The following is a 25403-nucleotide window of genomic DNA, read 5'->3' as shown; positions in this document are numbered from 1 at the left end:
TCCAGAACATTATTATCGTCTAGTCTGCCCGCAGCATGCCTTCGTAAATACCCGGCGTCGAATTTTCGATCTTCACGGCACCCAGCGTTCGGGCATAGAAATCCACAGGTCCCGCTGATCCGATAATGGCATATCCGTATCCGTCCGCCTTCATCGCATGCATACAGGCCAGTAACAAGGCTGTGCCTACACCTTTGCCCCGTGCATCCTGGCTCACACCTGTCGGGCCGAAGAAGTTGCGGCATGTCGCTTCGTAACAGGCAAAACCAATCATTTTCCCATGCTCAACCGCAATATAACAAGACACGGGCTGACGTGCAAAAGCGACATCACATTCATCCACCCAAGCCTGACTAAAATGTGACCTTACCCAATCCAGTACAAGCTGTTTCTCTGGGGCAATGGCTCTTCGAATCACAATGGAGGATTCCTCCAGCGTTCTCAGTCCACTCTCTTGTTCCGGCAAACGATAGAGCGCTACCAACATATCACTCATCTAATCCGTTCCTCCTCGTACTTGAATGTGAAATATGGGACAAAGGTTAGGCCACTTACCTGAAATTAACCTGATCCTGCTGCTGATAACCTGGAATACATGCGAACTTTCAAAACTAAACTAACATGCTGCTTACATTCATTACACTCCAACTGCAACAATGGATCAAGTTGTCCCGTCTATAAACATGTAACGCGGCCTTAAGGAAGATTTTACCGCGACAGTACACAGATTAGAAGGGATGATTTTTGATGAAGAACAACATGAAAAAAGTAAGTGCCCTGATGGCCCTATCCATGGCACTGGGCGGTGGAGCCGCTTATGCAGCAACACTGGACAACACACAGCCAGTCCATCAAACATCCGTTTCAGCTAATAGTAACGCAGCTGATCCAGTAAATGTATCCGTGAATGGTGCGTCCATCTCCGATGGTTATTGGAACAAGGATGGCAAAGTAGCCATGATCCCACTGCGTGATCTTACCGAAGCACTGGGTATTGAACTGGAATGGAATAAAGAAACTAAAACTGCAGAGCTGACCCGAGGTGCTCTCTGGACTCAGGTAATCACAGGCAAGGATCAATATTCCGTGAATAAAATGCTGCTCACGCTGGGCACAGCGCCCGAAATCACAGGCGGCAAATTGTATGTACCGGTATCTTTTGCTGAAAAAGCTCTGCATGGACAAGTAAATACAACGGGGAATCAGGTGACCATCTACAGTGAAGAGGAAGTGAATACGGTTACTGAACGCGGTGTAATTACCAGAATCTCGAGCCAAGATAAATATAAGTCCATCCAGATTGGCGGTGCGGGTATGGATGGTATTGTACTCAACCTGAGCGATGATACGAAATTCATCTCAGTGGAGGGGAAAGAGATTGCACTGACTGATCTGGCCATTGGCATGAACGTGGAGGCTGAGCATTCCCAGATCACCACCCTTAGTCTGCCACCACAAACGCCGACCTATAAAGTCACTGTACTGGATGCAGCTGCAGCATCTGAGGCACAACCTAAAGAGGTTCTGGGTACGGCGGGTACAATTGAAAATGTAAAAACTACAGAAGGCCTTATCTCACAGATTGAGATTACAGGTACACGGTTAACAGAAACAGCTCCTGACCATGTCGTGCTGAACATCGACAAAGACACACTGATCGTGAACCACGAAGGTGAAACGGTAAAAGCTGAAGAACTGACCAAAGATGCCAAAGTTATCGGCTTTTATAGCCCTGTGCTGACACGCAGCCTGCCTCCAATCGGAACGGCATGGAAAGTGGTTGTGGAAGCACCTGCAGCAGAACTGGAAGCAAAATAATACGGTTTGTGAAAAGCGCGGGTTAAACATATGCTGGCTGTATATTGCAAACCGCATACATCTTCTGCCATATGTTGTATTGAGTGTGACGCATCACGATGACCAGCCTGCAACTATACGGTTAGCCTATCAAAACAACCTTATCCGCCTGTCTTCTGACAGGCATGGATAAGGTTGTTTTTTAATTTATGGAGTTATTTTTGTGACTATTTGGAGCGATACGTCTATTCGGGCTTACCTTCATCTTCAACGATTGCTTCCGCTTCAATCTCAACCATCAACAAGGGATCAATGAGTGCGCTAACTTCAACCATGGTGGCTACAGGCTGGATCTGTCCAAAAAATTCACCATGCGCCTTGCCAACTTCCTCCCATCTGGAGATATCGGTCACAAACATCCGGGTTCTCACCACATGCGACATGTCAGCACCCAACTCTTTCAGTGCGTTCTCAATCGTCTGCAAAATGAACCTCGTCTGTGCATAGGGATCACCTGCACCAACAACCAGACCCTCTTGCATCGCCGTTGTCCCTGCCACTTCAATTCGGTTACCTACACGGATGGCACGGCAATATCCCACCAACGGTTCAATGGGGAGCCCGTAAAAACCTGCTGTCTGCTCATTCTCTCTTCCCTCGCTAATTCCAACATCATTTTTGAACACAAAAATCCCCTGAATGACTGCCCATTGTTTAGATCAAGGACAGTCATTCAGGGGATTTCAGGAAAATTAGTATCTTATCTTTAAGGATAAGCATCCGGATTACAACTTAATATTAGCCTCATCGAAGTATTCTTCCAGAGTTAATCCACTCTTCGCTACATCCGACGCCAAATCCGTACCGATGTACCGGATATGCCAAGGCTCATAGACGTAACCTGTTGTATCTTCTTCACCTTGCAGATAACGGATAACATATCCATATTCTGCGGCGTGTTCAGCCAGCCACTGGCCTTCCTTCGATGTGCCAAATACCTCTTCCAGCACATTGCCTACACTCGGACTGGATACATCAATGGCTAGACCCGTCTGATGTTCACTTCTGCCTGGTACAGAGCTCACACGATCGGTATATTCTTGACCTTTGGTTTTGACATTGTTGTTGTAGATGGATACCTGACGCTGATATGAACGATAGCCAGACACCGCACGAAGCTCGATGCCATCCGCTTTTGCACCTGCAAACAACTTCTCCAGTGCCTCGGCAGCTTCCTTGCGCATATGCCGCTTCTCATGTGGTTCGTCGAAGGAGAACGGTACATTCGGCTCCACCAGATCGTCCGGCTCGTACCCTTCCGGCAGACTGCGTTGCTTGTTGACAATGACGGTCATAGACTCGGCATTGGTCACCACGGATTGTGCATCAATTGTCGTTTGCAGTGCGCTGATGCTGCGTTTCTCCATCAATGGATCTTCAGCTGTCGCACCATTCCCATCGTCCGAAGAACCCTGCTCTTCGCCCGCTGAAGCATTACCTGACTCACTGCCTGTGCCCTCATCGCTGTTGCCCGAAGATGAGGTATCATCGCCACCAGCATTGTCGCCGTCCGTTCCCTTATCCTCCGTAAAATGAACCGTTGTGCCGTCTGACTCTTGTTGTGTGTTACCTGCTCCATTCGGATCCTGGCTCTCCTCTGTGCCATTCTGGCAAGCGGCAAGCAATGCTCCGCATATCATCAATGAGGACAGCATAACCACAATGCGGCGCTGTCTTCCTGTACGTGATTTCATATAAAAACTCCTATCGCAATAATATAAATGTTATATCGTTGTCTGCGTGCAGTGTTCCCTGCGACAGTATACCTTAATTGGGAGCGAAGCTCCACCTGTAAAGACCTCCTTTAGAAGAGATCCGGATGAATATATATGGGCTGCACAGCTTGTATGATCGTTTTTTGGACTTTTAGAGTAACATCTCAGTGCTGAACACCATAGAAGTGAAATGGGAATACGCCTTCATATATCCAATATGCAAAATGCAAAATGCAAAAAGTGATTATGCAATAAAAACAAGCAGGGGTGATCTGAAGATCTCCCCCGCTCTGATGGGTGCATCATTTGGTTGCCGGGCTGTCCTTCTTCTTCTGGACAGCCTGCCACATCCGCGCCGCTACACGCTCGCGGATCAAATCCAGCCCTGCGGTGGCCGGCACGCCCGGCAGCAGCGCCGTCAGCTCCGGCAAGGCTGGCGGCTTGCCCGGCTGCGCGAGGCGCACCTCAACGGCGCCAAAGCCCGGCCCCGGCTGGTGCATGGCGCCGTCTGCAGCGGCCTCGGCGATCCACTCGCCGACGGCTGCGCCGCCTTCGCCGCCCCGCACTTGCGGGCGGCCAGCCGTTTCCGCTGCGCGGCCGGGGCCGCTGGGATCATGGGCGAGTTCCTCCGCCCATGCCCCCAGCACGCCGGCGAGCAGCGCTTCGCGCGGCAGGCCGGCGTGCGCCAGCTGCAGCAGCGGCTCGGCCGCGAGGCGCACGGCTACGGCGCGCTCAGCGGCCGCGGCATGCGCGCAGCCCGGGCGGCCGCAGGTGCACGCCACGGCCGCGCTGGCCGTGGCTGCGCCTGGCGAGCCCTCGGGCGCGAGCGTTGCCGGCAGTAGCCCGGCAAGCTCCTCAGGCGCCGGGCCGCCGCGCAGCAGGGCGTACAGCGTCAGCGGGCGCTCGCGCAGCTGAGCCAGTACAGCCTCGTGCTGGGCTTCGCTCAGTCGCGCTGGCGTTCCCGTGACCGTGAACATGCCTGCGGCTGATCCGGTCTTACCCTCAGCAGCGGAAGCGGAAACTTTCTGATCTGCATCCGCTGCTGTATTTACTTCTGCTGTCCATCCACCGGGGGACATATGCAGCTCGATCTTCCATTTTTCGCTCACAACAATCCCCCTTTCTCATCATCTATATTCTCCTGAATGTTCAAGGTCACAGCCACGTCTCACCCTGAAGCGAGATCAGACCACGCAGCTCATCATCCGACATCTCTGTCAGCCAGTTCTCACCTGAACCGACGACCTGCTCGGATAGTGCCTTCTTGCTCTCAATCAGTTCATCAATTCGTTCCTCCAGCGTCCCCTGACAGATCAGCTTGTGCACCTGCACGTTGCGATTCTGCCCGATTCGGAAGACACGGTCCGTCGCTTGGTTCTCGACCGCGGGATTCCACCACCGATCATAGTGAACCACATGACTCGCGCGTGTCAGATTCAGACCTACACCTCCGGCACGAAGAGATAGAACAAACATGGACGGACCCTCTCCCTTTTGGAAAGTCTCCACCATATCATCCCTTTGCGCCTTCGATACACCACCATGCAGGAAATACGGTTCTTCCTCATATCGCTGTTTCAGTCGTGACACCAGCAGATCTCCCATAGCAACATATTGAGTGAAGATCAGGGCAGATTCCCCGTTATCACGGATGGCATCCAGCAGTTCAAGCAATCGTTCCATCTTACCGGATGCCTCCGCCTTGCCATGGTCTTTCCGATTGCTGTCCGCCAGCACTGGATGATCACAGATCTGCTTGAGCTTGGTCAGAGACGATAGAACAATCCCCTTCCGGGCAATGCCGTTTCGGCCATCCAGACCACCCATCAGATCGTCTACCACGCGCTGGTACAACACCGTCTGCTCTGGCGTCAGCGAACAATAGGATTTCAGTTCAAGCTTCTCTGGCAGATCCTTGCGAATATCCGGATCACTTTTCAACCTGCGCAGCATGAATGGAGATACCAGTCGATGAAGCTCACGCAAGGATGCTGCATTTTCTTCGGATGGTCCCAGTCCCGTATAACGCTGACGGAACGATGAAGCTGTGCCCAGATACCCCGGATTGAGGAACTGGAAAATGGACCAGAGTTCGCTCAGTCGGTTCTCTACAGGTGTGCCCGTCATCGCAATACGGTGAAGTGTAGACAGACGCATCACACTTTGCGCTTGCTTGGTACGGTAGTTCTTAATATATTGAGCCTCATCCAGCACAATGGTGGACCAGTGTAACGAAGCCAGATCCGGCCCATCTCTGCCTGCCAGATGATAGGTCGTGAGTACAATGTCGTGGGTCTGCGCTTCTGCCTGGAATTCGCTCCCGTGCAACCGTTGTCCGCCATGGTGAATGTACAGCGACAGATCCGGGGCAAACCGTTTCAGTTCACGCTGCCAGTTCCCAAGCAACGAGGTGGGACACACAATGAGCGCAGGCAGATGAACGGGCTGCACATTCGTGTGCTCAGCCGCTGTGAATGAATCATCTGCTTCGTTCAGCATGTCATTCTCACGTGCTTCCTCTTCGGCTGCCTGCCGTTCCTCGTGTTTTCGATCCAGCAGACAGGTGATTACCTGAATTGTCTTCCCTAGTCCCATATCGTCCGCGAGACATACGCCGAAACCCAGCTCACGCATAGCGGATAACCATTGGTATCCACGTTCCTGATAAGGTCGTAATTCACCATGCAATTCTGCCGGAACCTGACGGGGCTCAATACTGCGAAGCACCTGTCCATCGAGTAGGAAAGCGAGTAATCCATCGGATTCTGCACCGAAGACGGAAAGACCCTTCCATGCGGAATCCTCCCCTTCATCCGCAGCCAGATGCAGCCATTCGGAGAGAGGCATATATTGTTCTTCTTCTTTTTTCATATAACGCAGGACTTGGCGAATCTCTTTCGTATCCACTTCAATCCATTCACCGCGGAACATGACATATGGAACAGTCGATTCAGCGAGCGCTGCCAGTTCCTCCGCCGTGACCGGTTTACCATCCAGCATGGGCTCCGCCTTGAAAGCAACCAGTTGTTCCATGCCAAGTGCCGATGTGGCTCCAGGCAACCGCTCTGTTCCCTGATTCAACATCTGCAGACGCAGTCCCGCACGACGTTTCCCGGCACGACTCCATTTGGAAGGCATGAGAACGGTTATCCCGGCCTTTTGCAGACGCGGAACGGCATGTGTAAGAAATTCAAAGAAACCCTGCTGCTCCAGCTTGATTCCCTCTGGACGAGCGATGAGCAGCGCCGTCTCCAGTTCAGGTGCCAGTTCTGCTGCATGCCCGATTGCCATCAACAACTGTTCTGCCGCCGAGGTATATAACACTTTCCCACGGTCGAGATCACGCTCCGGATGTGCCCAGATGGTACGTACAGGCAACCTCAGGCTCGTTTCCTGCTCACTGTCCACCCAAAAGCTGATTCCCCAGATCGTTTCATGCTCACCCAGCGGCGGTTCCAGCCGGAGTACCAGCTTCAATTGGCCTTCGGCAGGCGCCATTTCTCCTGCTCCTACGATCGGCATCGTGGTTCCACCGGCATCCTGTAACGTATGAATAAAGGCTGTCATATCGTCCGTAGGCCCTTGCACCGTTACAGGACGGAACATCGATATAAGACTGTTCCACCAGAGCTCAGCTACCGGGGAAGATCCACGTCGGTATGGCGTGCGGTAACGGGACAACTCACTGTCCATCCCCTCCAGCTCACTCGTCACTACAGCATGAATCATGCCACTCATGAATGAAAATAATACCGCCGCCCCTGCTTCCTCACGTGTTTCCGGTTCCAATGAAGCATAGGCTCCGGGAGCAGCCAAACCAATAGGAGGCATCGCTTCAGCGAGATCGCGGAAGCGTTCAATGTCTTCCTCTGACTGCAAGCGTGGCCGCCATACTCCGGTCAATGTCTCTTGCCCGGTCCGTCGACGTGCGCCCGTCTTGGCTGCGAATTCAGCCGATGGAGCAATTGCCCCCCGCAACAGCAGCTCCTGTGTGAACTGCGCCGCTTTGATCCAGTAACGCATCTCTTCTCCCACCTGAATTCCGGCTGCATTGAACAAACGGTCATCCCATTGCAGCAGCAACCTGAAGGCATCCTTGGGCAAGACTGCCAAGCCTTCCAATGTGCGTCCCAGCAGTTGACGCCGCTTCGTGTTCTTGGCTTCAGCCGTGTTCCTCAGCGGATTCGGCCAGCGCAGCTCTGCAAGACGCAGAGCGGCAGGCTGAAACAGACGACCCCCGTCGCCAAAATTCAACCTTCTTACCACGTGGCTCCATGCATCCACACGCGGTTCCGATGTTTCACCGGAAAAACAAAAAAATACGTCACCAAGCCATACTCCATACAGCGATTGCATCATTAAAGTCTCCCGTCATCCCTTCGCATTGTTACTCTCCATCATATACGAAAATGATCGGATTTAAAAACCTTTACCCATAAAAAGTGGTTATTTCGATGGTTAGGGCGTGTCTCAAAACTCGCTGAAGTGCATCTTTCACCCCCTTTTCGCCCCCTGCTGCGTCACTTTCCCTTGACGTGCCCCTGCACGCCTGCGGAAGACTTTCTTGCTTGGAACGAAAATTCGGCAAAATCTGCTTCCTTCGGAGTTTTCAGACACGCCCTAGCGGCACAAAAAAATGTCCCTTCTCCCGAAAAGCGGATGAGGAACATTTGGGTCAACCGAAGGATAATACTGAATATAGAAAGAATTACGGATCGTTACATTACGATGATCTGATCAAGCTGCCCAGCAGTACATCCAGGTTCAAAATGCCTGCACGATGGTCTTCACAGAACCCGATTTTGTCAAAAACACCAAGCATGAAACGGCGGTGTTCATCAGCCGGTTCCTCGAAACGATCGTAACTTACAACAGAATCGACCATATCTACGATCAGCGGTACGAATCCACCTTTGTAAGGCACCACAATAATACGTGTAGAAGAGGTATCCTCCTGGTCTGGCATGCCTAACAATACACGAAGACTCACAACCGAAACGACCTTACCATATAACGAAGCAAAGCCTCGGATCTCCGGACTTCCAAATGGAACTGTTGTTACCTGTACCATTCTGATGATCTCATGAACTTCATCAATTCGAAGTGCAAAGATCTGGTCTCCTACCGAAAAATTAATATATTGCATTCCCTCATCCATAAATATCCCCATACCCTCTCATTCCGTATAATCAGATCCATGTAAAATATTAAAATAAAATTACAAGAAGAGCACTTTATTTGGCAAAGTGACCTGCTTGTGGTTCACATTCACCAAGTCACCACAGGTAATTTCGTCCCATTAGTTGTTACTTTGGTGTATCGGTTATTTTCAAGCAAATGTTTAGGCTTCAGATCAATTTTGCCAACTTCAGCAGACGTTGCATTACCGGTTGCTGTCTTCGCTCTGCTCATTTGTTTGTGCCCATGCAGCGACTTGGTTCTGATCTGTTCACTTCCTCTACCAAAGGCCATGTAAAATTACCGCATCAACTGCCGATATAAATAGTATATACAGGGGTTGTTTCGGTTATGGAATTCCCCTATCAGAAAAATTGCTGTTGGAAGTCAGTCGTTTCAATACGGAGAGTAAGTAACCTGACATCAATCTCATTATTTTAGTTGCAAATAAAGACCAAAGATCGGCATGAAGCTGATCTCTGGTCTTTTTTATCCCCATATTTATGGATCTGTTTCTATGTTTTCAAATACTTGGAACAAAAAAACGGGATTTCTGTGGATAACTCATGTTTTCACTCCAAAAGGGCTATTTTGTCGAGAGAAAACATGAGTTATACCTGATTTGTGGATAAGTTGTGCACATATTGCACACATGTTGTGGATATCTTTAGTGTTTTATGTGGATATTCATTATTTTAATGTGGACATGTTGTGTATTTGTTTGTAAATCTGACGTAAAATCTGAATTTTCGCCCCAGTTATCCATTACTGTGGACACGTTGTGGACATGCCCGATTTCCTTTACTCTGGTTATTCCACCAGTTCACCCTGACGCATGATTAGCGTGTCATCGATATACACATCCGGCTTTTGCACAACTGCATCGATATGCACACCGGCAGCAATCATTCCACCGAATGTATTATTGCTGCCAAAAGCCACATGAATCGTACCATACACTTTCTCATCTTCCAGCACTACACCCATAATTCTCGCCTTGTTATTGGTCCCAATTCCAAATTCGCCGAGAAAGCGACCATCCCCCTCGCCAAGTGTTGCCAGTAATTGAGCCCCATCCGGGCCTTCAGCTGAAACCAAACGTCCTTCCTTGACGGTTAATATCATCGGTTCACGAAGTGCACCGATTCCAGCAACGGAGCCATCTACAACAATACGGCCTTCGCCTTTACCCTCAACCGGAGCAATATAGGCTTCTCCAGATGGCAAATTGCCTGATTCACCGGGGTTCAAGTACATGCCTGTGCTCGGTACACCGTTACGATCTTCAATGGAGAAGGAAAGACTATGGCCCTGCTTCTCTATTCGTACATGACGACCTGCAGTTAATAGAGCTGTCACCTTCTCGGTTAATGCCTTTACTTGTGAGTATTCAGCCGTAATTGCTCCGTTCATAAACATATCCTCTGTCATACCAGGCATGGTTGCCACTCGGGTTCCTGATGCAGCGGCTTGTTTGCGTGCCTGGGTATGGGTTAATGAATATCGCGTTACACACACGGCTACATCTGCCCGAATCATGGCATCCGCGATTGGCGCAGGTGGCTCTTCGCCGGATCTGCTGCGTTCCTTCATGATTAAGAGGACGGATTCTGCTCCAAGTGCTTTGCCTGCCTCATAGATGGATTCGGCCAAATCCTGTTTCATGTCGTCTGCGACAACCACCAGATTCTCTCCGCTGCGCAGCCCCAGACACTCGATTAGCACATTTTTACTGATCTCCACACGTTGCTGACTCATACATTCATCTCTCCTGTCTTTGGTTCATCTCTTCACAACTCGACTTGACCCTTTCGACAGTTTGCATGGGATTCCTGCATATCCGAACCGAATCTAAACTCATCTCACGTTACCAGACCATTCGACGAGGATTGCAGCTGTTTCCTTATACTGAAACGTCGGAAAGTAATGCCCATAGGGCACATCTATGCGTTTGATCTTCGGGTTCATATCCCGAGGATAGTGATACTCCGGATCTTCCTTGGCCCATACGACCAGCGCATTTTTGGCATAATGCTGACTTTCCATTTTCGCCCACAACATTGAACTGGCGCCTTTCCTCTGACCCGAGTGGATCCACCGCAACAGGTCTGCATGCGCTCCTGCAATGCGAGGGGATTGGAGACTGGAACGTATTCTCTTGCCCATGGTATGGGCCATAACACTGCCGTCGCCTACGCCGCCATATGCACTGAACATTTGAATCCAACTTTTCTCCGATCTGCCACGCAGCAGAGAGCGCATCAGCCCTCTTGGCATACGGGAAATCCATCTCAGCACATTTGGATTCGAATTGTTAGCTACTGGCTGAAGCAACCCCAACCGAATGTCTGTCCGCCCGCTGCGCATCTGTGCCGCAGCTGCAATAGCAGCACCGATCGAATGACCCACCAGCTTCACCGGACCTTCAAACTCACCGAGCGCCTGAAGCAATGCATCCACCTGACCTTCAAATGCTTCATCCACCTGATGCACGGGAGAACGTCCGAATCCAGCGAGATCGATTAGCCATACCGGGTTCCCGGTCCGTTCCCTAAGCTGTTGTCCCAAAGGTAACATCTCATCCGCAGATTGAAGCAAACCATGTACAATAATCCAAGGCTCTCCCTCACCCTCCCAACCAAGCATAGCCATATTTCCGCTCCGTGACCGAATATAATCTGTCGGAAAACCCTCAGGTAACGGCGTATAACGAAGACGATAGTCCAGATCGGCTGTAACCAGCGGAAGCTGTTCCCGGATGTCCGGCCAGGATTGCCCCATGCGTGTGAACAGTGCCTCCGTCTCTTCAACCGGGAATGACCTGTTGGTAATAAAAGCAACTGACTCCGCTGGAACACCACTGATGCGTGTACCCCCAGATTTCATGATCCATTGAATCCATGGTAATGGCACAGCCCCTTTGGGCTTGGGTACGTCCAGTTGCTGCGCCAGAAGTTGCAGCAGTTCCTTCATATTGGGGCTGTCTTCCTTCCGCGCCAATAGTGGATAGGTACCTCCAACTGGAGCGGTTTCCCTGGATAGAAAAACAAGCGTCTGTGCAACAATGTCATTCTCCACAAGCGGTAACCAATAGGATGAACCTCCCGGCACGACCGGCATAAGTCCTTTCTGAATCGCCTGAATGAGCAGCCCAATCCCGCCTGTTTGCTCGGTTTCACCGGTGGGACGCGGTCCAACCACTGTACTTGGATTCACAACGGATAAGGGATAGTTATGCTGCACTGCATGCTCGCGAATATGAAGATCGGCATGAAACTTCATCTCTTCATACGCACTTTCATTGTTATCCACATGCTCAACCTGTAGATAATTCCCCTGTTCATTCCGCTCTCCATAAGGACTCATATAACCAACAACGTGGATAAAGTGTCCCAATCCATGAGTACGGTGGATTTCCTGTGCTAGCTGTGCCACTTCTCTGGCTCCGTTCATAAATATCTGCTCTGCTACTTTTCGGTCCAAGGTAACGTCCATGGTTCCACCCGCATGTATGATTACATTTGCTTCAAGAGCACGCTCCCGATCCGCTGTAGTCATTCCAAGACCCGAATGGGATAAATCACCCGTAATAAATGTAATTTGGTCGAAATTCTTCACTCCATAAGCCTTCAGCACCGTTCTGGCTCGATGTTCCGAACGAACCAACAAGAGCAATTGTGCGTCTAACTGCGTGAGTTGTTTGACCGTTTCTTTGCCAATAAAACCTGTGCTGCCTGTCATGAAAATGATTGTTGCTAAAATATCAGGCTCGCTCCCTACCTGATTTATTTTTGTTGTATGTACACTCATTCTATTACGGCTCCTTTTAGTACTATATAGTACTAGTTATATTCAAAAAAAGAGCTTCGATTAACGAAGCATCTGACAAAACGTACGTGCCGATTGTTCTATGATCCCTACATCACGGGCAGTTCCCGCAAGAATAAGTGAACCTTCCAGGGCAGCAATAAATAACAAAGCGGCCGGTCCTGGCTCGATTCCTTGGCGAAATTCACCCCGATCCAAACCTTGCTGAAACAGCTTTTCCACCATAGGCCTAAGCTCACGAAAGAATCTGGATATGCTCTCCTTCACTTGGGGTGCAGTATCGGGTGTCTGCATATATAGCGTAACGAACGGACAGCTCCCTTCGTAATTTCGGCCTTCAATGCCTGCCGACAGCAATGCCATGAATGAGTAGATGCGTTCTTCCACCCCTCGCTCACGCTGACTGAGCAGCAAGTACAACTCTGATTCATACTGGGCAATCCAGTATTGCACCACGGCCTGAAGCAATTCCTCCTTGTTTTTAAAATGATAATAAATGTTGGACTTGGATACTCCACTTACCCGTACGACCTCATCCATGCTGACGTAGCTGTATCCCTGACGCAGGAATAACTGTGCAGCCACTTCAACTGCCTTCGTCCGGTTCACCGGATTGGAACTTTTTGATTTGGCAGATCCATTAGTCGATTTTTGATTTGTCATAATTAGAACTATATAGTACTAATTAAATAAAAACAAGTTTTCTGTTAACAAAAGATACTCTCTTGTTTTAAGTTCCACTCACTTGTCCACATTTAGAAAATTATATACACAAGATATCCACATATAGTATTAACTCTAGATTAAATACGTCATGGGATCATTAACCCGTTCCAGGTTATCCACATGTCTTCCGCTTTGATACAACAAAAAAGGCCAACCAGAATGTATCTGGCGGACCTTCCTTACACTTTATATCCCAACCGTTACTAACGGAGTGTCTGCTTCAAATCGAAGGTTTACTGTCACCAGCAATGATCGATTCCGTGCCTTGAAGCGGCAATCTGTTCTCCAGTCGGATGGCGACAAACAGGATTATCGTCACCGTAACACCAAGTGTTCCTAGCAGTACACCCGTGTTCTCCTGCCCCATCAGGGACAGCGGAAGTGCCAGCACCAGTGGGACAACAGATCTTGTAAATTGAGTGGCGAACGTTGATCTTCCCGACCACTTCATGGTCTCTTCGCGGCTGCGCAAGTTATCAAACATGACCGATCTTTGCATAATACGTGTCCGGTTAAACACAAACCCAAGCATGAATCCACAGATCAACGACACTGCAAACACTTGAACCGTGCCAATGATGATATCGATCACGCCAATCAGTATAAATAAATACATAGGAATTCGGTGTTCCCATTTACGAATCAGCGTTGCGAGAAAGGCACCCAGACCCATCGCTGCACCCATGGCCCCATACCGGGATGAATCCCAGTTATAGATATCATGGAACAAAATCGGTACGATAAAATTAATTGCTCCCAATTGTACGGTTAATACAACTACTGCCAGTATGGTCATGTTCAGAACTTTTTTCCGAATGGCGTCGGAGTACGTAATCTGCGGAGCCTCCGTTGTTGCTTTCTGTACGTTCTGCTCCACTTGACCGGATCGGGACAGAATCGGAATGAGCCAAGGAGCCATCATGCCCACAGCCAGCGTCACCATCAGTACTGTTGAGATCATTGGCAATCCACCTATACTGAGCAGGATTCCCGTTACTGCGCTCCCTCCAAATGCACCAATCTGAATCGCCGTCTGCAAGTCATGCGAGGCCTTGTGTGATTTGATTTTCCCGTCCAATACCATCTGGGACATGTAGATTTCCAGGCTCTGATTGGACAAAAACAGAATCACGGAGAAAATGCCGCCAATCAGGTATAAACCATACACATTGGTATTGCCTGAAAATTGAATCAAAAACACAAGCAGAAACACAATACCCAGAATACGGGCCAAGCTGAAAATCAGCAATGGTCGTTCTTTAAGGGCCGTTTTAAGGAAAAAGCTATACTTTTGCAGTAAAATAGGCACCAAACTCATTATCGTAATAATGATACTCAGATGAGTAATCGACCCGCCCTGTTCCAGTACAGACCAGATCAGGGTAATATTCAATATGGTATCTCCACATAAGGTAATAGACAGGAAGAGGATGAACAGAATGGTCTGCATCATTGCAGCTGTCTCACCTCAGCAACTTGCAAATCAAGCTTTTGTTCCAGAACTCTTGCGGCCTGTTTTACCGCTTCAATGTCCTCAGGACCCTCATATGGGGTACGCACAGACAGCAGACCTGTGATGTCGAATCCTTTTGGAGCAGAGTGGACCACTCTGCCTTTGGCAGCAACCGGATAATAAGCCCGGTATCTGACATCGCCTGCTGCCTCACCGCTGGTATTATTCAGCACCTTCCCGTCACGGTAGACAAATTTGATACAGGTTGCACACTTCGGAGCCGTTCGTTTCGCAAAATGGGCAGCAAGCGCATCCTCGCCCAGAAGACCGTAAGCATGGGCGGTCACCAGATCGGTCCCGTACACATCGCGGATATTGCGATAGACATGCCCACCACTGATACGACAGCTGAATTCCACCACTTTGTACTCCCCGTTTGCGTTTTGTCTGGCTTCAACGTTAAACAGTCCATTTTCAAGCTTCAGACCTGTGCATATTTGCCGAGCCATCTCACAAAGGTCTTGTTCCACATTGGATTCTCCCTGAAAGGGCAGGGTATATTCGTCCTCTTCAAAATAAGGACCTGGCATTCTGAGTTTGTTATGTACTCCCCCCAGATAAAACCTTCCGTTGACAACTACCCCATCCAGCGTGATCTCCTCACCCGGAAGAAACTCTTCAATCAGTGCTATTGCAGGACATTCATCATCGAAATACAGTCCCGATTGCGAAACGGCAAGTTGCGATATGCTATCAAAGGCCTGCTTCAATTCGGAAAGAGAATGAACGAGTGCTACATGGCTGCTGGATGCCGCCAGTGTCGGTTTGATAATAACCGGATAGCCTACACTTGCTGCTGCCGAAACGGCCTCATCCATCGTATTTACAGCATGAAATATCGGACAAGCTGTATTCTGCTGCTGCAAAAACTGACGTTGTCTGGACTTGTCTCTGGCAATTTCAGCTGCCTGAACAGGGATATCCTGTCTTCCCAATCCTTCATTCAATCTGGCATTCAGTACAATATCCGTCTCCTGCCAGGTAACAAAAAACGGAACTCCCTTTTCTCTCGCCTGCTCGATCATCTCTTCCACATTCTCATACTTGGGAAGAAGCTGAACGGACCGAAAGCGCGGATCTTGTTCATACCCAGGAACAGAGGTCCATAAATGGACCTCCTCAAAAATTCCCCCCAGAGCTTCAATATGATCCCCGTGCAGGGAAAAACCTTTTCTCATGAGCAGACCAACGGAGGACCGACTCATGCCAGAACCTCTTCTTTCGGCTGCTCCACGAACTCCAAAGCAATAATATACAACGTTCCATTCTCTCCAGCCTTGGAGGAGTGCACCGTGTTAGCCGGAAGCAGAATGCGGTCACCAGGCGTGCAATACAGCTCCCCTTCTTCTGTATAGAAAGTAATATCTCCACTTATGATTAAAAGGGTTTCGTCTGTAGGATGGGTATGGGATTTGTGCTCCCTGAATGGGGTATCTCTTTGAACCTCGACCGAACCGGTTACAGGCAGCAATTGCATTACAGCTTCTTCAAGTGTGACGTCAGACCCTTGGATATATTGAACTGAACTCATACTATTCCTCCTCATATGATGAAATGGGCATTGCGCTGTAGCAGAAACTTCGTTGGTATCTGGAATAAAATATTGCAGCCACTCCCGATTATTCGGACTTCCGTAGATCCCTAGATGCGGGAATGGATCAATTGCATCGTATTGCCGAAGCAAGCTTCGCACCAAATCCTTGGATTTATCTCCTTTTGGTGTTCCCAAGCCAATCGAATCAAAGACCCATCGGGGCTGAAAGGTAATCATGTATGTATTCGCACGTCTGCTCCTTCTGATCTCATGTGCTGGTGTGTTACAAACGACAAAAATGGGTTCCCCATGAAAACAAAATTCCCACAAAGGATCGTTCTCTTCATTCGGTATGGATTCTGGCCATTCTTTCAAGTCGATGGTGTGCAGCCGGGTCAGGATGGACCAAAATGTATGCTGATATTCATGGATGGATAAATCCTTGTCAATATTAAAGAATGTAACCATGGAAGTGTAGTTTCCAAAGCTCCTTGCCTGTTCCACATATTCTCTCAAGGCCTTTGCAAGCTCTTCTATGGAATCGTCTTCTACATCATCAAAAAAGGAGAACCGCAGCTCATTGCGATTAAGCCCCATGGAACCGAATATGCAGGGAAACCGTGGACTCTCACCGGTCATGTCCTTTTCAAAATACTCAAATTCCTGCTTTCTCCAATCATGACTATCCAATCTCTTCACATCAGCGTTATCTAGCAACAACCCAAAGCCCTCCTAGAATGGTTTATTGGTGAACCAGGACAAACTTGTCATGTAGTTCTAGAAGTTGTTTTCTAACGAATTCAATATCAGGGCCTTCCACAATGGCAAATCCGGATCTAGACATCGTATCGCGACCACCTGAAATGGACTGACCCGATGTATAGTTAATTCGGATATCAATAAGTCCCTCCATCGATTTAAAATCTTCTGCTGATGAGATACTCTCGATCTTGCCCACAGCAGATGGAAAATTAATCGCACCGGTGTACTTGCCTGAATTAACAAGGGTTGGGGCCTCATATATTCCCAGTTCCGTTTGAATGGCTGCATCAAACAGGTTAACCCGATGGGAATTCAACACCATTGGCGGAATGATGACAATACCCCCAATACGTGCTCCAATCTCTCCGAAGCAGATCTCACCATTCGGCAGAAGAAATACCTCTGCATGGAACACACTGTTACGTATTCCCAGCTTCCGTATGATCTCTTCGTTAAACGACTGCATCCGTTCCACATATTCATATTGGGTGTTAGCCGGATAACAGATCGTGCCGGAAGGGCGATCATTTTGGACGATTTCGAGACAATTAAACAAATATTCAGAGACGGAGGAAAATACAAGCTCACCTTCGGAAACGATGGAATCTATATGGAACTCCCTACCGGTGATAAATTCCTCAATGAGCACCGATTCCCGATTCCAGGAATGGCTGATATACTGCTCAAGCTCCTCTTGATTGCTAAGCTTGTACGTCATGATCGTCGCCCAGCCACTAATCGGTTTGATAATGATCGGAAAGCCAATACCTGCAACAATCTTTCTGATCTGCACGGCATTGGATGCTATACGTGTCTGTGACGTATGGATTCCCGCCTGCCGCAATGTCTCCTTCATGATCCACTTGTTCCGCACTGTCTCGGCCTGGTTCTTCTGAATGCCAGGGATACCAAAACGTGTTCTGAGATACCCTCCTGTTTCCACCACATTCTCAGTGGGGGCAATCACTCGTTCCACATCATACTCATCCAAAATGCGCTCAAAAACCTCTTCCACCTGATCAATCCGAGTAATATCGTTCACTTCGAACACAGCACTGAACAACCCCTCTGGTAATGAGGCAAATTGTTCATATCCTTGTTCCACCAACAAAATGTTGGTTGTATCCGATATTTTGGACAAGGCTTCGAGAAATCCGGTTTTGGTGTTAATTCGCTTGTCACACAGGAATACGATATCCTTCATAAAGAACTTCACCTCCAATTCAAATTTCTTTACTTTCTGCTATATTTTTCTATAATATGGATATTGGATGGGACTGTCAATCTAAAAATTCCAAATATTTAAATTTTGGCTATTTGTTGCCATGTCGTGTACTAACAACAGGTTGTAGACATTATACAAACACCTCCACCTTCTGTATTAGTCGAACCATTCATTCATATTTGCACTTTCTGACTGGAAATTTTCCCATTAAAAAAGGTGACTCCGATTAATAAACTGTACCCTATAAGATAGACACTTTAAAAAGGTCATCTTGTAGGGTCTTTTTTGTGTACAATTAATAAAAAAACGGAGCGGTGGTCGAAGCAGATGTCTAAAAAGTTATTTACAACTCAAGAGCAAATGCAGTTAAGAACAAATCCCTATGTGAAAAATGTCAGTGCTAAAGCCATTACATATATGGATGCTTTTAAAGAACGATTTATTCAAGAGTATGGTCAAGGTAAACTTCCAAGTGAGATTTTTCAGGAAGCGGGTTTTGACATTGATGCTTTGGGTGCAACCCGGATTCGGAAGGCTTCCAATCGTTGGCTCACAGCTTTTCAAGAACAAGGGCCGACTGGATTAACAGACGCTAGAACACACGCCTCAGGCCGTCCTCTGACCCGTGAATTAAGTCTCGAAGAAAAATACACCCGTTTGGAAGCAAAAATGAAATGGCTTGAGGCGGAGAATGAATTCTTAAAAAAGCTCGATCAACTCGAAAGGCAGATGAAAAAAAAGAAATCAAACTATGTACGTCACAAAAGTTCGAACTGATCCAACAGATGATGAAGACATACCCTTTCCAAAGAAAGGTGCATGTTCTTTGTGAAATCGCAGGGGTCTCACGTTCCGGCTATTACCGATATCGTAGTGGAAATGCTCAATTACATCGTCAAAAACAGGAACAAAACGATGAAAAAGTCAAAGCGATTCTTCTGAAAGCCTACCGTTACCGGGGAAGAAGGAAGGGGGCTCGTCAAATCAAAATGACGCTGGAGCATCAATATGGAGTCACATACAACCTCAAGCGCATCCGTCGAGTCATGCAAAAGTACAACATCGTTTGTCCAATTCGAAAAGCAAATCCCGCGCATTAAACCGAGCTTTTAAGCAAGGGATCGCCGGTAAAGTTCTCTTAACCGACATCACGTATTTAACCTATGGGAAAAACAAGCGTGCCTATTTATCAACGATAAAAGACGCCGAAACGAATGAGATTTTGGCCTATGAAGTCTCTGCTTCACTTGGTTTGGACATTGCAATCGACTCGTTGAAACAACTCAAGAAACATCGCCATCTCACCCCGGATGCCTTGATTCATTCGGATCAAGGATTTCACTACACCAATCCGAAGTTCCAAAAGCTTGTGAAGAAAATGGGGCTGAATCAATCCATGTCCCGTAGAGGAAATTGTTGGGATAACGCTCCACAAGAGTCATTCTTTGGGCATTTCAAAGATGAAACGAATTTCAAAACGTGCATGACCTTGGCAGAAGTTAGGAAAGAAGTGAAGAGCTACATGATCTATTACAATCATTATCGAGGTCAATGGAACTTAAACAAGCTGCCGCCTGTACGATACAGACAGCAGCTTGAAGTCGCCTAACCTTTTTTAAATTGTCCTTTACAAGGGGTACAGTTTATAATCTGGAGTCACCTTTTTTATGTTTTTTCTTATTCCCACATTCATTAAATAAATGAATGAATGAATGGGATTCTGTTATTTTTTCAGACTATCCCAGTTCTGTTGTAATGCATCAAGCAATCCGGCTTTATCCGATTTGCCTGCAACGTAAGCTTGAATGGTGCTACCGTACTCCTGTGGAACGCCTTCAGGGAAACGGTTGAAGTTCCAGCTGAGTGTTTTATTTTCCTGACTGTATTTCATAATTTCAGTGGCGAGGTCACCCAGATCCTCTTCGGATGCCGTGATAGAACTGAACGCCGGGATGAACTTGAATTCTTTCGTCATGTACTGTTTCCCGATATCCGAGGTTACGAGCCACTCCAGAAACTCTTTCGCTTCCGGTTTCACTTGGGAATTCTTATTCACAACCCAGTAGTTCGGCACGCCGACAAACAATTTGTCATTCGGTTCATTGTTAATTGGCATTGGCAGGATACCCAGATTCAGATTTGGATCGATTCCATCGATCTGTACTTGAGTCCAGTTTCCTTGTTGCATCATCGCTGCTTCTCCACTCGCAAACAGCGTTACTTGCGTATTGTAGTCGGTTGTCAGCGGGTTTTTGTTGCTATATTTCAACGTTAAGTCGAGCAAGTTGATCCAGTCGGTGAACACCTGGTTGCCAGGAATTTTCTCCGCGCTTTCGTTGAGCCCCTGGATGAATTTCACCGGATCTGCCTGATTCGCAAATGCCACGTTTACGTTATGGTTACCCAGCACCCACCACTCCTGATATCCGTTCGAGAAAGGCGTAATGCCTGCGGCCTGGAGTTTCTGTGCGGCCTGATCCAATTGTTCCAGTGTCGTTGGAATTTCAGTGATGCCTGCTTTTTGGAAGAGGTCTTTGTTATAAATGAAACCATAACCCTCCAGCGCGAGTGGCTGTCCGTAGAGCTTGCCGTCTTTGGTCATTGGCTCTTTGGCTACTTCGAGCGCATCCTTCGCCCATGATTCTCCAGACAGATCTTCCAGATATTCAAGCCATGTATCCAGCTCACGATAACCACCTACGTTGAAAATATCCGGTTGTTCGCCTGCGGCAAACTTGGCTTTCAGCGCAGCACCGTAGTCACTACCGCCACCCACGGTTTGGATATCCAGTTTCACGCCTGGATGGGAGGATTCATATTCCGCCTTAAGGCGATTAAGTGCTTCCGCAATTTCAACTTTGAATTGGAAAATTTTAATCGTTTTGTCCCCGGCAGCAGCTTCGCCACCACCTTGAGCATCCGTGTTGACCGGACTGCCGCTTTTATCCCCGTTGCCACAACCCGCAAGCATTACCGAAAAAGCAATCAGCATAAGCAACGTCAACTTTGTCATTCTTTTCATACATACACTCTCCCTATAGTAGTTTCAGTATAACAGTTCCACTAATGAATATTTACACTGGCACTCCGATGACCGATCGCTGTTATCTGGGCATCTTTCTCTTCAGGAGTCATGCCCAAGCTATGTGGGCATGACTCCCTTTGCACACCTCCATGCGAGGTGGGAACAAAGGGATCAGGATGCGATGCAGGAACGGAGCGTTCGCCTTTGATACTCGGTGGCTTCCTTGCCCTAATACATTCAGGCCACCGAGGAGCAACAACGACCGAAAGCGCAACTTGAGCCCGGCAGCGACCTGCACTCGCATTCCCCGCTTGATCCCGCCAGCGACCCTGCCCTAGCAACCCTCACCCTTTAACTGATCCAGCGGTAATCCCTTGAATGATATACTTCTGCATCAGCAGGAAGAAAATAATGATCGGCATAATGCCAAGTACAAGTGCTGGCAAGGCCAGATCCCATTGCTTCGTGTACTGACCGAAGAGTGCAAAGGTCGCAATCGGGATTGTACGCAGGTTGGAGCTTTGCAAGATCAGGGATGGAAGCAGATAATCATTCCAGATCCAGAGTGTGTTCAGAATAATGACGGTTACATACATCGGCTTCATGAGTGGAAATACAATCCGGAAGAACACCCCATAGACCGAGCTTCCGTCCACCCGGGCTGCCTCCTCAATCTCCAGTGGGACGGATTTCACGAATCCGTGGAACAGAAAGACTGACATCGGTGCCCCGAAACCGAGATAACAGATGATGAGTCCGCCAAGGCTATCGATCAGGCCCAGATTACTGGTTACAGTAACGAGTGGAATCATGATAGACTGGAACGGAATCACCATGGCGGCAATGAACATGCCGAACAAAATCCGGTTGAACCGGGTATTGCTGCGAACCATCCGGTACGCGGCCATGGAACTGATCAGCACAAGCAACAGATTGCTGACCACGGTAACGATAAGCGAGTTCATTAGCGCAGACGGGAAGTTAATTTTCCCCCAGGCGTTCGCATAGTTGCCCCACTGGAATACTTCTGGCCATGCAGCCGAATTGGTGAGCAGATCACCGAAGGTTTTGACCGAATTCACAAACAGGAAGTAGAACGGAACCAGGAATAAAAGTCCAATGAGTACCATGACAATTTCGGTTAGAATGGTACTGAAGCGGTAATTTTTCGTCGTCTCCATTAGGCTTCTACCTCCTTGCTCTTCGTCAGACGTACCTGAATCATGGTGATGATGGCAACGATTACGAAGAACACGAGCGCTTTGGCGGTTCCGATGCCATATCTGTTATTCACAAAAGCTTCATTGTAAATATTGAGTGCAACCGACTCTGTCGATCCGAATGGTCCGCCTTTGGTTAGCGACAGATTGAGATCGAACATTTTGAACGACCACGAGATTGCCAGGAACAGACAGATTGTCACACCCGGCATAATGAGCGGAAGAATGATGCTCCGCAATACCTGCCAGCGACTTGCGCCATCAATCTCGGCGGCTTCCAGCAGATCAGGGGACACATTCGTCAGGGATGAGATGTAGATGACCATCAGATATCCTGCGGTCTGCCACACAAATACAATAACAATACCCCAGAAGGCGGTCGGTTCGTCTCCCAGCCATGGAAGGTTGAAGAAGGACCAGCCGGTCACATCGCCTACTGCTGAAAACCCTTTCACAAATATGAACTGCCAGATAAAGCCGAGCAACAACCCACCGATCACGTTCGGCATAAAAAAGATCGTACGCAGAATGTTTCTCGTCTTAAGCGGTTTGGTCAGGAAATACGCCAGGAAAAAACCGATCACATTGGTCAGTACTACACCAACCACGGTAAAGCGTACCGTAAACCAAAACGCCGTTTGGAACTTGGGATCATTCGCAAAAACATGCACGAAGTTATCGAACCCTACCCAATTAATGTTCTCGGATACCCCGTTCCAGTCCGTGAAGGAATACACCATGCCAAGCAGGAAAGGGACCACGATGATGAGAATAAAAAACACGATGGAGGGACCCACGAACACGAGCTGCTGTAACAGCTGTGAAGATTTGCGATGCTTCATATCGTTCTCCCCTTCTATAGATGGATGAAATTAGTCTCTTTTTCTATTAAACTCCAATATCGCCTAGGGAAACACCGACCCTTGTGAACAGTTGGGGGTAAAATATTGTCCTTTCTTAACCTGCAACCAGAAGGGGTGTTCCGATGTCCAGATACTACAGTATACGCACCAAATTAATTGCTTTTATGCTGATTGCTACCACACTTCCACTGCTCGCATCAATCAGCATGACGTTTATTCAGACCAAGACGGCCCTGCGGGAACAGGCTGTCGAAGAGAACAAACGCCTGATCTATCAAGCTTCCACCAATCTCAACAACTATGTGGATAACGTGGCCAGAGCGTCGCTCGCTGTGTATAACGATCCGAACTTTCTGCGTAACCTGGCAAAAATTCCTGGTGATTATCGTGCGGTTGCCGAGGTGTACACTACTTTGCAGACGATACGCGCTGCTGTGCCGGATGTATTCCAGCTGTATTTGCACTCTTTTGCCGCTGATCAATCGACCTTAATTATGAGCCCCTTTCCGAAACGGGAGGAACGCAAACAAGCTTATTCCGACTCGCTTCATGGAAGAATGGGCGGTGACAACTCGGATATCTGGGTGGAATCGGCCCATATGAGTCACACTTACGGATTCAAGGCCGCCTCCGCCGATGACCCTGCAAGGACAGTCATTACCTTGCATCGGGTGATCAAGGATATTCCGTCCACCGAGCGTCTGGGTGTGCTCGCCATTGATCTGAATATGAATACCATTGCAGCAATCTGTCGCAGGTTGTATGATCCGGCTAAGGAACAGATCTATGTTGTGGATGGACAGAATCAGATCATTTATCAGGGACGGTCCGAGGTCAATCATACCGATGCATTACGAGAGGAAACGGCTAGTGAACTGACTATTGCACGATCTAGCGGTGGTACAGCCCAGAATGTCGCAGGACATTTTGAACAGGATCGTTCCATGTATGTATATCAGCAGCTCGGCAGCTCATATGCCGATTGGACCATCGTCAAACAGATCCCGAATGAGACGTTATACGCCAGAGCGACCACACTCACGTGGAATAACGCGATGATTGCCATTGCGGCACTTGTATTGGTCATTGTCGCAACCTTGTTCATCTCCATTCGAATCACGGGTCCGCTCAAGCAGCTCATGCGGTATATGAACCAGATTCAAGCGGGGCGTCTGCATGTGGATATCCATCTATCCAGCCGAGATGAATTCGGGGTGCTCGCTCGTCATTTCCGAGATATGATGGATACGGTAAATAACCTGATTCTACGGGAATATCGACTGGAAATCGCCAATAAGACCAATCAGCTTAAAGCGTTGCAAGCGCAGATTCATCCGCATTTTCTGTATAATACATTGCAATCCATCGGTACACTTGCCCTTCAACAGCAAGGTCAGCGGGCATATACACTGCTCTCTTCCCTATCGAAAATGCTGCGATACAGCATGCGGGATCAGACCTGTGTGACATTACGCGAAGAGGCGGAGCATGCCCGATTATATCTGGAACTGCAACAGGAGCGGTTCGGTGACCGCCTTGAGGTGAATTTGGATTTTGCCGAAGATACGCTATCTGTCGAAATGCCAAGAATGACGTTACAACCTTTAATTGAGAACTATTTCAAACATGGAGCAGATATTCAGCCTGGCAAAGGACACATATCCCTATCCAGCCGCCGGATCAACGAACATTGGATTGAAATAGAACTGAACAATAACGGCCCCTCCATACCTGAAGATAAGTTACTGGAGATCCAGGGATGGTTCCATCAAAGTCACACAGCAACCGGGTTATCCACGCAGGAATCCGACGAGTCTGAATCCATCGGTCTACGAAATGTGATACGCCGACTTCAATTGAACTCACATCCCGGTCACTCAGCCAGGCTTGAGATCAGTAATCGGGAACCAAATGGTGTGAAGATCACGGTTAAACTATACGCGGGAGAGTGAACAAC

Annotated in this window: 19 protein-coding genes and 1 pseudogene; 3 read left to right on the top strand and 17 right to left on the bottom strand. The window is 48.3% G+C overall.

The window, feature by feature from the left end:
* Positions 1-19: 19 nt before the first annotated feature.
* A complete protein-coding gene (locus tag M1D71_RS02770) occupies positions 20-496 on the bottom strand; it encodes a GNAT family N-acetyltransferase (protein ID WP_339181627.1) in 477 nt (158 codons plus the stop codon).
* Positions 497-747: 251 nt separating this feature from the next.
* Here M1D71_RS02770 and M1D71_RS02765 point away from each other — a divergent pair, with 251 nt between their 5' ends.
* A complete protein-coding gene (locus M1D71_RS02765; RefSeq protein WP_458125155.1) occupies positions 748-1818 on the top strand; it encodes a copper amine oxidase N-terminal domain-containing protein in 1071 nt (356 codons plus the stop codon).
* Positions 1819-2042: 224 nt separating this feature from the next.
* On the opposite strand, the gene M1D71_RS02760 is transcribed toward M1D71_RS02765, so the two are convergent.
* The 13 genes from M1D71_RS02760 to M1D71_RS02700 form a co-directional block, all read right to left on the bottom strand.
* On the bottom strand, positions 2043-2483 hold the full coding sequence (locus M1D71_RS02760) for a RidA family protein (protein ID WP_458125154.1): 441 nt from the start codon (positions 2481-2483) through the stop codon (positions 2043-2045).
* Positions 2484-2582: 99 nt separating this feature from the next.
* Complete coding sequence (locus M1D71_RS02755) at positions 2583-3551, bottom strand: M15 family metallopeptidase (RefSeq protein WP_458125153.1); 969 nt, start codon at positions 3549-3551, stop codon at positions 2583-2585.
* A 323-nt stretch (positions 3552-3874) separates the two neighbouring features.
* Positions 3875-4681: a hypothetical protein gene (locus M1D71_RS02750; protein WP_458125152.1), complete on the bottom strand. Its 807-nt coding sequence runs from the start codon at positions 4679-4681 to the stop codon at positions 3875-3877.
* A gap of 46 nt (positions 4682-4727) precedes the next feature.
* Positions 4728-7931, bottom strand: a complete 3204-nt coding sequence (locus tag M1D71_RS02745; protein ID WP_458125151.1) for a DEAD/DEAH box helicase — start codon at positions 7929-7931, stop codon at positions 4728-4730.
* A 364-nt stretch (positions 7932-8295) separates the two neighbouring features.
* Positions 8296-8718, bottom strand: a complete 423-nt coding sequence (locus M1D71_RS02740) for a chemotaxis protein CheW (protein ID WP_458125150.1) — start codon at positions 8716-8718, stop codon at positions 8296-8298.
* A gap of 122 nt (positions 8719-8840) precedes the next feature.
* Positions 8841-9044 carry a hypothetical protein gene (locus tag M1D71_RS02735; protein WP_458125149.1) on the bottom strand — a complete coding sequence of 68 codons (204 nt, stop codon included), beginning with the start codon at positions 9042-9044 and terminating at the stop codon, positions 8841-8843.
* A 516-nt stretch (positions 9045-9560) separates the two neighbouring features.
* The gene (locus M1D71_RS02730; RefSeq protein WP_458125148.1) at positions 9561-10508 is read right to left on the bottom strand and encodes an aminopeptidase; all 948 of its coding nucleotides are present in this window, start codon (positions 10506-10508) and stop codon (positions 9561-9563) included.
* Positions 10509-10607: 99 nt separating this feature from the next.
* Positions 10608-12560 carry an alpha/beta fold hydrolase gene (locus M1D71_RS02725; protein ID WP_458125147.1) on the bottom strand — a complete coding sequence of 651 codons (1953 nt, stop codon included), beginning with the start codon at positions 12558-12560 and terminating at the stop codon, positions 10608-10610.
* Between the two features lie 60 nt (positions 12561-12620).
* Positions 12621-13187, bottom strand: a complete 567-nt coding sequence (locus M1D71_RS02720) for a TetR/AcrR family transcriptional regulator (protein WP_458127141.1) — start codon at positions 13185-13187, stop codon at positions 12621-12623.
* A 337-nt stretch (positions 13188-13524) separates the two neighbouring features.
* Positions 13525-14757: an MFS transporter gene (locus M1D71_RS02715; protein WP_458125146.1), complete on the bottom strand. Its 1233-nt coding sequence runs from the start codon at positions 14755-14757 to the stop codon at positions 13525-13527.
* On the bottom strand, positions 14754-16022 hold the full coding sequence (locus M1D71_RS02710; RefSeq protein WP_458125145.1) for an ATP-grasp domain-containing protein: 1269 nt from the start codon (positions 16020-16022) through the stop codon (positions 14754-14756). Before M1D71_RS02710 ends, M1D71_RS02715 begins: the two co-directional genes overlap by 4 nt.
* Complete coding sequence (locus tag M1D71_RS02705) at positions 16019-17071, bottom strand: YqcI/YcgG family protein (protein WP_458125144.1); 1053 nt, start codon at positions 17069-17071, stop codon at positions 16019-16021. The genes M1D71_RS02710 and M1D71_RS02705 overlap by 4 nt, the downstream gene beginning before the upstream one ends.
* Positions 17072-17093: 22 nt before the next feature.
* A complete protein-coding gene (locus tag M1D71_RS02700) occupies positions 17094-18317 on the bottom strand; it encodes an ATP-grasp domain-containing protein (RefSeq protein ID WP_458125143.1) in 1224 nt (407 codons plus the stop codon).
* A gap of 348 nt (positions 18318-18665) precedes the next feature.
* On the opposite strand from M1D71_RS02700, the pseudogene M1D71_RS02695 reads away from it, so the two are divergent.
* Positions 18666-19947 (top strand): annotated as a pseudogene (locus tag M1D71_RS02695) (IS3 family transposase).
* Between the two features lie 114 nt (positions 19948-20061).
* On the opposite strand, the gene M1D71_RS02690 reads toward M1D71_RS02695, so the two are convergent.
* From M1D71_RS02690 to M1D71_RS02680, 3 genes are all read right to left on the bottom strand, one after another.
* Positions 20062-21360: an ABC transporter substrate-binding protein gene (locus M1D71_RS02690; RefSeq protein ID WP_458125142.1), complete on the bottom strand. Its 1299-nt coding sequence runs from the start codon at positions 21358-21360 to the stop codon at positions 20062-20064.
* 347 nt (positions 21361-21707) lie between these two features.
* Positions 21708-22544, bottom strand: coding sequence for a carbohydrate ABC transporter permease (locus M1D71_RS02685; protein ID WP_458125141.1), 837 nt, complete (start codon positions 22542-22544; stop codon positions 21708-21710).
* Positions 22544-23425, bottom strand: a complete 882-nt coding sequence (locus tag M1D71_RS02680; protein ID WP_036607341.1) for a carbohydrate ABC transporter permease — start codon at positions 23423-23425, stop codon at positions 22544-22546. Before M1D71_RS02680 ends, M1D71_RS02685 begins: the two co-directional genes overlap by 1 nt.
* Before the next feature lie 143 nt (positions 23426-23568).
* Here M1D71_RS02680 and M1D71_RS02675 point away from each other — a divergent pair, with 143 nt between their 5' ends.
* On the top strand, positions 23569-25398 hold the full coding sequence (locus M1D71_RS02675; protein WP_458125140.1) for a cache domain-containing sensor histidine kinase: 1830 nt from the start codon (positions 23569-23571) through the stop codon (positions 25396-25398).
* Positions 25399-25403: the final 5 nt, after the last annotated feature.

It is taken from the genome of Paenibacillus sp. Z3-2, assembly GCF_054161325.1.
Note: the sequence above shows the minus strand (reverse complement) of the source record. Positions and strands in the feature narration are given on the sequence as shown.

Bases quoted from the DNA above. Each gene is read 5' to 3' on its own strand.
- M1D71_RS02690 (WP_458125142.1), bottom strand. From the start codon at position 21,360: ATGAAAAGAATGACAAAGTTGACGTTGCTTATGCTGATTGCTTTTTCG.
- M1D71_RS02745 (WP_458125151.1), bottom strand. From the start codon at position 7,931: ATGATGCAATCGCTGTATGGAGTATGGCTTGGTGACGTATTTTTTTGT.
- M1D71_RS02685 (WP_458125141.1), bottom strand. From the start codon at position 22,544: ATGGAGACGACGAAAAATTACCGCTTCAGTACCATTCTAACCGAAATT.
- M1D71_RS02730 (WP_458125148.1), bottom strand. From the start codon at position 10,508: ATGAGTCAGCAACGTGTGGAGATCAGTAAAAATGTGCTAATCGAGTGT.
- M1D71_RS02770 (WP_339181627.1), bottom strand. From the start codon at position 496: ATGAGTGATATGTTGGTAGCGCTCTATCGTTTGCCGGAACAAGAGAGT.
- M1D71_RS02715 (WP_458125146.1), bottom strand. From the start codon at position 14,757: ATGATGCAGACCATTCTGTTCATCCTCTTCCTGTCTATTACCTTATGT.
- M1D71_RS02710 (WP_458125145.1), bottom strand. From the start codon at position 16,022: ATGAGTCGGTCCTCCGTTGGTCTGCTCATGAGAAAAGGTTTTTCCCTG.
- M1D71_RS02725 (WP_458125147.1), bottom strand. From the start codon at position 12,560: ATGAGTGTACATACAACAAAAATAAATCAGGTAGGGAGCGAGCCTGAT.
- M1D71_RS02755 (WP_458125153.1), bottom strand. From the start codon at position 3,551: ATGAAATCACGTACAGGAAGACAGCGCCGCATTGTGGTTATGCTGTCC.
- M1D71_RS02740 (WP_458125150.1), bottom strand. From the start codon at position 8,718: ATGCAATATATTAATTTTTCGGTAGGAGACCAGATCTTTGCACTTCGA.
- M1D71_RS02680 (WP_036607341.1), bottom strand. From the start codon at position 23,425: ATGAAGCATCGCAAATCTTCACAGCTGTTACAGCAGCTCGTGTTCGTG.
- M1D71_RS02765 (WP_458125155.1), top strand. From the start codon at position 748: ATGAAGAACAACATGAAAAAAGTAAGTGCCCTGATGGCCCTATCCATG.
- M1D71_RS02700 (WP_458125143.1), bottom strand. From the start codon at position 18,317: ATGAAGGATATCGTATTCCTGTGTGACAAGCGAATTAACACCAAAACC.
- M1D71_RS02675 (WP_458125140.1), top strand. From the start codon at position 23,569: ATGTCCAGATACTACAGTATACGCACCAAATTAATTGCTTTTATGCTG.
- M1D71_RS02735 (WP_458125149.1), bottom strand. From the start codon at position 9,044: ATGGCCTTTGGTAGAGGAAGTGAACAGATCAGAACCAAGTCGCTGCAT.